Source organism: Pseudomonas sp. MM213 (genome assembly GCF_020423045.1).
GTDB lineage: Bacteria > Pseudomonadota > Gammaproteobacteria > Pseudomonadales > Pseudomonadaceae > Aquipseudomonas > Aquipseudomonas migulae.
The window spans coordinates 3,954,309-3,965,123 of record NZ_CP081943.1; the positions used below are offsets into that span (position 1 = coordinate 3,954,309).

Below are 10,815 nucleotides of genomic sequence, written 5' to 3' on the forward strand. Positions count from 1 at the left end.
ATTCTCCCCTTAGCTCAGGCGCAGGCGACTGGCGCCCACCAGCCAGCTGTAAATCAGATAAAGCACCACGGTCGCCAACAGCAGCAGCCCACCGAGTGCGGTCGCCATGCCCCAGTTGATGCTGGTGTTGGTGTAGAAGGCGACGAAGTAACTGACCATCTGATCGTTCGGGCTGCCCAGCAAGGCCGGGGTGATGTAGTAGCCGATGGCGAGGATGAACACCAACAGGCAACCGGCGCCGACACCGGCATAGGTCTGCGGGAAGTACACCCGCCAGAAACTGGCGAACGGGTGGCAGCCGAGGGAAATCGCGGCGCGCATGTAGGTCGGCGAGATGCCTTTCATCACGCTGTAGATCGGCAGGATCATGAACGGCAGCAGGATGTGCACCATCGAGATGTAGACCCCGGTGCGGTTGAACACCAGCTCCAGCGGCTTATCGATGATGCCCATGGCCATCAGGCCGCTGTTGATCAGCCCGCCCGATTGCAGCAATACGATCCACGCAGCGACGCGCACCAGAATCGAGGTCCAGAACGGCAGCAGCACCAGGATCATCAACAGGTTGCTTTGACGCGACGGCAGATTCGCCAGCAGGTAAGCCAACGGATAGGCGAGTACCAGGCAAATGGCGGTGATGATCAGGCCCATCCAGAAGGTGCGGGCGAAGATGTCGAGGTAAATCGCCTGATCGGGCGTGGCCGGGGCGATTTCGCCAAGGTCATCGATGCGGTGATCGACCGCTGCCAGCAAGTAGTACGGCGTGATGTTGCTGGTGTTGCGGCGCACCGCTTGCCAGTAGGCCGGGTCGCCCCAACGCTCGTCGAGCCCTTCCAGCGCGTCTTTATAAGAGGCCGGTTCGGTAGCGAACGGCAAGGCGCGGGCGGTTTTGGTCAGCAGGCTGCGATAGCCGGCCAGCTCCATGTTCAAGCGCTTGGACAGGTCGCCCAGGGTCTGATTCTTGCGCGCTTCAGCGAGGTCTTCGCTGGCCGCTTTGTAAACCGGTTCAGCGGGCAGGCCACGGCCGTCCCAGCTGGCGATGGCCGCCACGGTGCGCGGCATGCCGCCGACCACTTCCGGGTTACCAACGCTTTTGTAGAGCAGCGCCACGATGGGCACCAGGAACACCAGCAACAGAAACAGCACCAATGGCGCGATCAAGGCCTGGGCCTTCCAGCGGTTGATCCGCTCGGCGTGCTTGAGCCGCTGCTTCAAGGTGGGGTCAGTGCCCGCGTTCAGGGGAATGGCGGTGGCCATGGCGTACTCCGGAAATCTTTGATCGTTACAGAGGCGGCATCCTTTGACCGCGAGGCCGCCTCTGTTCTTGATAACTACACATCCCCCCCGTAGGAGCGAAGCTTGCTCGCGAAGGCAGCGTGTCAGTCAACATTGATGTTGAATGTGCTGACGTCTTCGCGGGCGAGCCTCGCTCCTACGGGAGTCGATAAGCCCACGGGGTGGTCTTATTTCGCAGCCCAGGAATTGAAGCGCTGTTCCAGTTGCTCGCCGTTGTCAGCCCAGAAGCTGACGTCGATCTGCACTTGGTTGGCGATGTTTTCCGGGGTGGTCGGCATGTCTTTCAGGACATCCTTGGACAACAGCGGTACGGCTTGGGTGTTGGCCGGGCCGTAGGCGATGTTTTCCGAGTAGGTCTTCTGCTGCTGCGGTGCCACCGAGTACGCGATGAATTTCTTCGCCGCTTCAGCACGTGTCTTGTCCAGGCCTTTTGGAATGGCCCATGCGTCGAAGTCGTAGATACCGCCGTTCCACACGACTTTCAGGTTGCTTTCTTTCTGCACGGCAGCGATCCGGCCGTTGTAGGCCGAGCTCATGACCACGTCACCGGAAGCGAGGTATTGCGGCGGTTGTGCGCCGGCTTCCCACCACTGGATGTTTGGTTTCAGCTCATCAAGCTTCTTGAACGCGCGGTCCTGACCGTCTTTGCCGGCCAGCACTTTGTAGACGTCTTTCGGCGCAACACCGTCGGCCATCAGTGCGAATTCCAGGGTGTACTTGGCGCCTTTACGCAGGCCGCGCTTACCCGGGAATTTCTTGGTGTCCCAGAAATCCACCCAGCTGGTGGGTGCGGAGGCCAGCTTGTCGGCGTTGTAGGCCAACACGGTCGACCACACGAAGAAACCTACGCCGCAAGGCTGGATAGCGCCTTTGACGTAGTCTTCGGTCTTGCCGAACAGCGCCGGGTCGAGTTGCTCGAACATGTCTTCGTCGCAACCACGGGACAGTTCTGGCGACTCAACTTCCACCAGGTCCCAGGACACGCTTTTGGTGTCGACCATGGCTTTGACCTTGGCCATCTCGCCGTTGTACTCGCCCGCTACGATCTTGCCGTTACCCGCCGCTTCCCACGGTGCGTAGAAGGCTTTGACCTGCGCGGCCTTGTTCGCCCCGCCAAAGGACACCACGGTCAGGTCCGGGCCCGCCGCCATCGCGTGTGCCGCACCGATCATGCCCATGACCAGGGCGGTGAATTTCAGGGATCTCAACATTTATTGTTCTCTCCACGTGCAGGGTTGGTTGAAGCAGGGGGCGATCAGTTCGCCTCTAGAAGTGGGTCGAGCGCGCGAACGTGTTCGACCTCCCAGCCAAGCGGTACCACGTCGCCGACAGCAAGCCCGGGATCGAGCTCGGCAATCGGTTGTTTCACGAAGAAGTCGGTCTTGCCGCAGACTTCCAGGCGAACCCGGACGTGGTCGCCCAGATAGATGAATTCCGCCACCCTCCCTGAGAAGCGGTTGACACAGGACTCGCTCGAACCATTGAGGCTCACGCGTTCCGGACGAATCGACAGCGTGACGGGTTCGCCGGTCTTGCCGACATTGACCGCCAGCGCTTCAACCTTTTCACCGCGACCGAGTTCGACGATGCAACGATCGCCGGTCTGGCTGTGCAGGCGGCCGTTGAGACGGTTGTTCTCGCCGATGAAGTTGGCGACGAAGGTGTTTTTCGGTTCTTCGTAGAGGCTGCGTGGAGGGGCGATCTGCTGGATTTCGCCCTGATGGAACACCGCCACGCGGTCGGACATGGTCAGGGCTTCGCCCTGGTCGTGGGTCACGTAGACCACGGTCACGCCGAGGCGCTGGTGCAGATGCTTGATCTCCATCTGCATGTGTTCGCGCAGTTGTTTGTCGAGTGCGCCGAGGGGTTCGTCCATCAGCACCAGTTGCGGTTCGAACACCAATGCACGGGCCAGGGCCACACGCTGTTGCTGACCACCGGACAGTTGCGCCGGATAACGCTGGGCGAAGGTCTCGAGCTGAACCATGCTCAGGACACGTTTGACCCGGTCGCTGACATCGCTCTTGTTCAAGCCGCGCACGGTCAGCGGGAACGCGAGGTTCTCGGCGACGGTCATGTGCGGGAACAATGCATAGTTCTGGAACACCATGCCGATGTCGCGCTTGTGCGGCGGCACGTTGTTGATGGCGCGCCCGGCCAGGAGGATTTCACCGGCGGTCGGGGTTTCGAAACCGGCGAGCATCATCAGGCTGGTGGTTTTGCCGGAACCGGATGGCCCGAGCAACGTGAGGAACTCGCCTTTGCGAATGTCCAGGTTGAGGTCTTTGACGATCAGGTTCTCGCCGTCGTAGCTCTTTTGCACTCCACGAAAGCTGACCAGAATGTCATTGGCCCCTGCGCTTGAATCGACCTGGCTCATACCCACACCTTTGTTATTGATGACTGCTGTGGACTAAGCCTAGTGGACGCTGGGGAGCACGCAAATCGGGGCGCAGGAGAGAATCGCCTCAGCCGGATGGAAGGTTGGGGGTAGGGATTGCCCTACAAGGATGGCGGGAATGGGTATGTCGTTTCGGGATGGGGGCAGGTGGTGAGCTGCGAGCCTTATGGAGCGGCGATAGCGGTTTTAAAGGCATGTCGCAAATGGATATGCCACAACGTTTCGTAGGAGCGAGGCTTGCCCGCGAAGGCGATCTTACTGACGCTAAAAGCTTCGCGGGCAAGCCTCGCTCCTACAGGATCCGTGGTGAATCGTGTTAGAGCAGCTTGTGTTCCATGGCGTACTTCACCAGTTCGGCCAGGGACGTGATGTTGAGTTTCTGCATCAGCCGCGCCTTGTGGGTGCTGATGGTTTTGCTGCTCAGGGCCAGTTGCTGGGCGATGTCGTTGACGTTGGCGCCCTGGGCCAGGCGTTCGAACACCGAGAATTCGCGCTCCGAGAGCAACGAATGCAGCGGCCGCGAATCGGTCAGGCCGACTTCGAAAACCATGCGGTCGGCCAGGTCCGGGTCGATGTACCGACCGCCCGCCGCGACCTTGCGAATTGCCGTCAGCAGCAGCGCCGGGTCGCTGTCCTTGGTTGCGTAACCCGCCGCGCCGACCTTCAACGCCCGGGCAGCCATTTGCGCTTCGTCGTGCATCGACAACACCAGGATCGCCGGTGGATTGTTCAGTGCGCGAATCCGCGGAATCGCTTCCAGGCCATTGACGCCCGGCATCGAGATGTCCAGCAACACCACTTCGCAAGGCACATGACGCAAGGTTTCGAGCAACTGCTCGCCATTGCTCGCCTCGCCCACCACCAGCAAGTCCTTGGCCAGGCCGATCAGTTGTTTAATGCCTTCGCGAACGATGGTGTGGTCTTCGGCTACCAGTACACGGATCACGGTCTTTCTCCAGATTCAAGATCTATCGCGAGCAGGCTCGCTCCCACATTTGGATCTGTGGCGTTCACAAAATCCCTGCCCGCGAAGGCGTCATTACAGACAACACAAATTCTTCAGGCTTCATCCAGCGGCACACGCACCATCAGGGTAGTACCCTCCCCCGGCTCACTTTCAAGCGACAGTTCCCCGCCCATGATCAACACCCGCTCGCGCATGCCCACAACCCCGAAGGATGTTGGCCGGCCAGTAGCGGCGACAAATCCTACGCCATCATCGCTGACAGTCAGACACAACTCGTCGCCCTCAAGCGTCAATGTCAGTTCAACAGTATGCGCCTGGGCATGCCGCATGACATTGGTCAGCGCTTCCTGAAGGATCCGGAACAAGCCGATCGCCTTGGCATCGCTGAGCACCGGCAAGTTCTCCGGCACTTGCACCAGACACGGAATCTGCGTGCGCGCCTCGAAACGCCGGGCCTGCCATTCGATGGCCGAAGCAATACCGGCATCGAGAATTGGCGGCCGCAACGCCGTGGCCACATCGCGCACCAGTTGGAACAGCTGAGCGATCAAGCGCTTCATGCTGTTCAAACGTTCATTCAGACCTGGGTCGAGCTGGGCGTAGGCCAGTTCGCACATGGACGTTTCCAGTTTCAACACGGTCAACATCTGACCCAACTCGTCGTGAACTTCCCTGGCGATGCGCGCCTTTTCCTCTTCTCTCACGCTCTCCAGGTGTGCGGACAATTCACGCAATTGCTCACGGGAGCTGGCCAGTTCCAGCTCGATGCGCTTGCTCTCGCTGATGTCCCAGACGATGCCGTCCCAGACATAGGTGCCGTCATCGAGGCGACGCGTGATGGCCTTGATCTCGGCCCAGCGCTGATCGCCCTGACGCGTGAGAATCCGCCCTTGCCACGACCAGTCACTGTCAGTGTCCAGCGCATGATCCTGCGTTTGGTGGTAACTGGCCTTGTCATCCGGATGCACCAGGCTGCGCAGGCCTTTGTCGCGGTGGGCCAGGGTCGCCGGCGAGTAACCGACCAGGCTCTCGCTGCCCTCACTGATGTAGGCAAAGTCGATCTGCCCTGTCATCGGTGCCCGCTCCAGGCGAAAGACCAATCCCGGTACGTTGGCAGCGATCCCTTGCAGCCGCGCCTCGCTTTCCTGCAACGCGGCCAGCGCACGACGACGCTCGGTGACGTCGTTGAGGTAGACCACCAGGTATTCGCCATCGCGAAAACGCAGGAAGCTCAACGACACATCCGTCGGCAGAATGCTGCCATCGGCTCGCAGGCAATTGGTTTCAAAGCTGAGCGGCCCTTCTTCGCTGGCGCGGGCGCGTTTCCACAGGTTCAGCCAGCGGTCCATGTGCAGACCCGGTTCAAAGTCGATCAACGGCCGATCGATGATGCCACCCGACGGATAGCCGAGCATGGTTTCCGCGGCGCGGTTGGCGTAGCGCACATGGCTGTCCCAGTTGACCCAGAGAATGCCGACGGTGCTCTGGTCGATAGAAAACTGGGTGAGGCGCAGCGCTTCTTCGCTGGCGGCACGCAAGGCAATGTCTTCCCGTGCTACCAGCAACCGCTGCTCAAGACTGTGTTGCTGCCGACGCTGCCAGACCACGATCGCCATGCAGCTCAGCATCAACACCGCCAACAGCAGGCAGAGGTTCTGCCAGAAACCCGGCGACTCGGTCAGTCGCGGGTATTTGGCTTGCAGCCATTGGTTGTGCAGTTGTTCCAGGTCTTTGGCGGGGATCGCCCGCAGCGCGCTTTCGATGATGCCGGCGAGTTCCGGCCAGTCCCGCCGTGTAGCCACGCGCAGCAGTTGCGGCAGGCCAATATCACCGACCACCACCAACCCGGCAAACTCCGGTTCGACAGACAAACGCCCGAATTGCGCTTCGTCGACCACGGCATAACTGGCCTGCTGACTCAACAACAGTTGCAGTGCCTGACGCTCGATCGGCACGCCCTGGAGGTTCAAATGCGGGTAATTGCTGCGCAGGTAATCGGCGGTGGCGCTGGGCATGCGTACGGCGACGCGGGTCTGGCTGTCGAGTTTTTCCAACTCGACCACGCCGGCGCCCTTCTGGTCACTGACCACCAGTTGCGGCACCCGCATGTATGGATCGGAAAACTGCCACAGGCGCAGGCCGCCGGGGGTTTGCGCCAACCCTGGGGCGATGTCTATTTCACCTTCGCGCGCGGCGGCTTCCAGTTGCGCAAGGTCAGGATAGTTACGCCAGCTCAGCTCGACCTTGAGCGCTTTTGCCAGCCATTTCATCAGCTCGACGTTAACCCCGGACAGCCGCTGCAAACGGCGATCGTATTGCGCATAGGGCACTTGCAACACCAGTCCGACGCGCAATTCATTATGTTGCGCGAGCCATTGCTGTTGGCTCGCAGACAACTGCGCGACGTGCTCCGGTGGCGCAGGCGCCGCCCAGCCCATCAAGGGAAACCACAAACAGCCGATAACCCACAGACAGCAAAAACGCATCATTGAAATCTCACACACTGACAAATACTGACCAACCCATTAGGCTGCCGGAACCACTTCTGGCCTGGAATATCCGATGCCCCCTGTCTACCGCCTGGCACTGCCAGCATTGTGCCTGTCGCTGATCCTGCCTTGCGCCTTTTCCGTCGAGGCCGCAGACCCGGCACCGGCCGCCGCGGAAAAACCCGCAGAAGAAAAACCGGTCGAACGTCAGCCGCTGCTTGAGCGTAGTCAGGAAGAAGCGGCAGCACTTGAGCGAAAAATCCCCGCTCAGGAACAGCAACAACTCCAGGCCGGCAGCGACACGTTTCTGGCCTTGTGGAAACCGGCCAATACCGCTGACCCCAAGGGTGCGGTGATTATCATCCCGGGCGCGGGCGAAACCGTTGACTGGCCGCAGGCAATCGGTCCGTTGCGGCGCCAATTGCCGGACGCCGAGTGGAGCAGCCTGAGTATCACCTTGCCAGACGTGCAAAGCGATGCCATTGCGCCACGTATCGTTGAAGTAACGCCACCGCCCAAAGCACCTGATGCCGGCAGCAAGGACTCGACCACGGCGGCGCCCATCGAGCAGGCGGCGGGCGGTGAAGCGGAGGTGGCCGACAAGGCCATTGCTGAAACCAGCGACGAACAGGTCAAAGCCGACGCCGAACGAATTTTCGCACGCATCGATGCGGCTGTTGCCTACGCCGAACAGCAGAGCGCTCGCAGCATCGTGGTGCTGGGTCATGGCACCGGCGCTTACTGGGCCGCGCGTTATCTGAGCGAGAGGCAGCCCTCGCAAGTCGAGAAGTTCGCGATGGTCGCCGCGCAGACGCCCGTGGCAGCGAAACCTGGCCTGGCTGAACTGACGCCGACGCTAAAACTGCCCACCGCCGACATCTTCTACAAGGACAAGCCGCTGGACCGCAATGCGGCTCTGGAACGCTTGCAGGCCAGCAAGCGCTTGAAGGGTTCGGCGTTCAGTCAGGTATCGCTCAAGGCGTTGCCGGGTGACTCGAAAGCAGAGCAGGAGCAGTTGGTTCGCCGGGTGCGGGGCTGGTTGAATCCTCAGGCTGCGAACTGATAGACCGAGTCGCGCCCTTCGCGGGCAAGCCTCGCTCCTACAGGATTTAGTCGTTTGCAATTTTTGTGATTGACTAAATCCTGTAGGAGCGAGCGGTGCGGCGATCCGACTTGCCCGCGAAGGCGTCATCACTGACGACGCATCACTTGAAATCCCGCCGCTGACGAATCAACGTATAGGCGTTATGCAATTCGCGCGTCTTGTCCGTCGCCTCGCGCACCTGCAACGCCGTCGCACCGCTGCCGGCAATTTTGTCCGGATGATGACGACTCAGCAGGCGCCGATAGGCGCGTTTGATCTGCGCCGGTTCGGTGGTGGCAGACACACCCAACAGCGACAACGCTTCCTGATAAGTGATGGCAGTGCCGGCCGACGATTGCTTGTGCGGCTCATAGTCAGACGCCAGCGCCTGCACCTGATACGACGTCCAGCCCAGCCATTTACCCCATTGGCGAATCAGTTCGCGCTCGGCATGCCCGGCACGACCATCGGCCCAGACCATTCGCCAACAGGCGCGCAATACGCCTTCCGCCGCATGGGGTTGCTCACTCAAGCGTCGCAGATAACCGCGCAACCGGTCACGGCCCGACTTGCCGCGGTTGAACGCGGCAATCGCCCGACGCTTGGCCGACTCGGACATGTCCAGTGCCTGCATTTCCAGGCGCGCCTGCTGGATATGTCCGTCTACCACTCGCCCATCGCATTTGGCCAGCCGTCCCAGCAATACGAACAGCAGCTCATCGTTGCGCAGCACCGGCCTGCCACCGAGCTTTTCACGCAAATGCCCCCACGAATGCAATTGCAGGTGCCGATCCAGCGCCTGCCCCAATAAAGCGCCGAGCAAGGCCCCCGGAATGCTGGCAATGGCAAAGCCCGCTCCGGCTCCAATCAGAGTCCCTGGCCACAGCATCTCAGCGACTCGCTTCAATCAGAGTTTCAACTTCCGCCAGACGCTCGTGAGTTCCGACATCCACCCACCGTCCGCTCAGCCGCTCACCCGAGACTTGCCCATCGGCCATGGCCGTGCGCAGCAGCGGTGCAAGCTTGAACGCCCCGGCGGTGTGCCCGTCGAACAGCTGCGGATGCAACACTGCAATACCGCTGTAAGTCAGGGTCGGCGAATCTGCCTGGCCGTCGTGCACTTGCCCGTCGACCAGCGTGAAATCGCCTGCCGGGTGGTGGCTCGGGTTATCCGCCAACACCAGATGCGCCAGGCCACTGATGGGTTGATGCAAGACGCTGAAGTCATAGTCGGTCCAGATATCACCGTTGACCACCACAAACGCCTCATCACCCAACAATGGCAATGCACGGAAAATCCCGCCACCGGTCTCCAGCGGCTCACCTTCGGGCGAGTACTGGATGCTCACGCCATAACGCGAACCATCGCCCAGATAGTCCTCGATCTGCTGTCCCAGCCAGGCGTGGTTGATCACGATTTCGGTAAACCCGGCAGCGGCCAGCGCGCGCAGGTGATACTCGATCAGCGGCACCCCGCCAGCGCGGACCAGCGGTTTTGGCGTGGTCAGGGTCAGCGGGCGCATGCGCTCGCCTTTGCCCGCAGCCAGAATCATTGCCTTCATGCATTCACTCCAGCACGCAGACTCAGCAGCAACACATCCAGTTCCGCCAGTTCAGGACGGCGGGCGATCACTGCTTCCATATAAGCAAAGAAGCGCGGCACGTCGGCGAGGTAACGCGGCTTGCCATCGCGATGGCAGATGCGGGCGAAGATACCAATGACTTTCAGGTGACGCTGCACGCCCATCAGGTCGCTGGCGCGCAAGAAGTCTTCGAAGTCTGGCTGGACGGGAATGCCGAGGGCGCCCGCCTGCTGCCAGTAATCTTGCAGCCAACCGTGCACTCGCTCCTCGGGCCAGCTCAGGAACGCGTCCTTGAACAGGCAGGTCACGTCATAGGTCACCGGGCCATAGACCGCATCCTGGAAATCCAGCACGCCGGGATTCGGCTCGCTGAGCATCAGGTTGCGCGGCATGTAGTCGCGATGCACCAGGACTTTCGGTTGCGCCAGGGCGCTGTCGATCAGCAGCTGCGACACGTTCTGCCAGAGCATTTGCTGCGCAGCGTCGAACTCGATGCCCAACTCACGCTTCACAAACCACTCGGGGAACAATTCCAGCTCGCGACGCAACAGCGCCACGTCATAACTCGGCAGCGGAGCAACCATCGGCAACTGCTGAAAAGCCAACAGAGCCTGCAAGGCATCCTTGAACAAATCGTCGGCATTTTCGCTGTCGATAACGTCCAGATAGGTCTTGTTGCCCAGGTCATTGAGCAAAAGAAAACCGCGCTCGAGGTCTTCGGCATAAATTTTCGGCACATTTATTCCGGATTTCGCCAGCAAAAAAGCGATATCCACGAAGGGTTTGCAGTTTTCCTGGGGCGGCGGCGCGTCCATTACGACGAAACTTTTGCCGCCGCCTTCCCAACGGAAATAGCGCCGAAAACTCGCATCACTGCTGGCCGCGGTCAACGTGGCCGGGGGTACGGCGCCCCAACTCTGCTCTGCAAAGAGGGTCGCCAACTGCTCATCGAGCCAAACTTTCAGGTGTTGCAAACGTACATCTTGGTCAGGCAT

The 10,815-nt window shown here is 60.6% G+C and carries 9 protein-coding genes; 1 reads left to right on the forward strand and 8 read right to left on the reverse strand.

The features are described from left to right. Nucleotides 1–9: 9 nt before the first annotated feature. The 5 genes from K5R88_RS18065 to K5R88_RS18085 form a co-directional block, all read right to left on the reverse strand. A complete protein-coding gene (locus K5R88_RS18065) occupies nt 10–1,257 on the reverse strand; it encodes an ABC transporter permease (RefSeq protein ID WP_008027082.1) in 1,248 nt (415 codons plus the stop codon). A 206-nt stretch (nt 1,258–1,463) separates the two neighbouring features. After that, nucleotides 1,464–2,507: an ABC transporter substrate-binding protein gene (locus K5R88_RS18070; protein ID WP_226298143.1), complete on the reverse strand. Its 1,044-nt coding sequence runs from the start codon at nt 2,505–2,507 to the stop codon at nt 1,464–1,466. A gap of 44 nt (nt 2,508–2,551) precedes the next feature. Further along, a complete protein-coding gene (locus K5R88_RS18075) occupies nt 2,552–3,676 on the reverse strand; it encodes an ABC transporter ATP-binding protein (protein ID WP_008027079.1) in 1,125 nt (374 codons plus the stop codon). A 337-nt stretch (nt 3,677–4,013) separates the two neighbouring features. After that, nucleotides 4,014–4,643 (reverse strand): response regulator, encoded by a 630-nt coding sequence (locus K5R88_RS18080; RefSeq protein ID WP_003210977.1) that lies wholly within the window; start codon nt 4,641–4,643, stop codon nt 4,014–4,016. Nucleotides 4,644–4,756: 113 nt separating this feature from the next. Then, on the reverse strand, nt 4,757–7,153 hold the full coding sequence (locus K5R88_RS18085) for a PAS domain-containing sensor histidine kinase (RefSeq protein WP_226298144.1): 2,397 nt from the start codon (nt 7,151–7,153) through the stop codon (nt 4,757–4,759). Nucleotides 7,154–7,226: 73 nt separating this feature from the next. Here K5R88_RS18085 and K5R88_RS18090 point away from each other — a divergent pair, with 73 nt between their 5' ends. Continuing rightward, nucleotides 7,227–8,216 carry an alpha/beta hydrolase family protein gene (locus K5R88_RS18090; RefSeq protein WP_226298145.1) on the forward strand — a complete coding sequence of 330 codons (990 nt, stop codon included), beginning with the start codon at nt 7,227–7,229 and terminating at the stop codon, nt 8,214–8,216. Between the two features lie 142 nt (nt 8,217–8,358). Here K5R88_RS18090 and K5R88_RS18095 read toward each other — a convergent pair whose 3' ends face one another. From K5R88_RS18095 to K5R88_RS18105, 3 genes are read right to left on the reverse strand one after another with little or no spacing between them, the layout of a single operon-like run. Then, nucleotides 8,359–9,126, reverse strand: coding sequence for a TerB family tellurite resistance protein (locus tag K5R88_RS18095; RefSeq protein ID WP_008035968.1), 768 nt, complete (start codon nt 9,124–9,126; stop codon nt 8,359–8,361). A 1-nt stretch (nt 9,127) separates the two neighbouring features. After that, complete coding sequence (murU, locus tag K5R88_RS18100) at nt 9,128–9,799, reverse strand: N-acetylmuramate alpha-1-phosphate uridylyltransferase MurU (RefSeq protein ID WP_223415943.1); 672 nt, start codon at nt 9,797–9,799, stop codon at nt 9,128–9,130. Then, nucleotides 9,796–10,815 carry an aminoglycoside phosphotransferase family protein gene (locus tag K5R88_RS18105; RefSeq protein ID WP_226298146.1) on the reverse strand — a complete coding sequence of 340 codons (1,020 nt, stop codon included), beginning with the start codon at nt 10,813–10,815 and terminating at the stop codon, nt 9,796–9,798. Before K5R88_RS18105 ends, murU begins: the two co-directional genes overlap by 4 nt.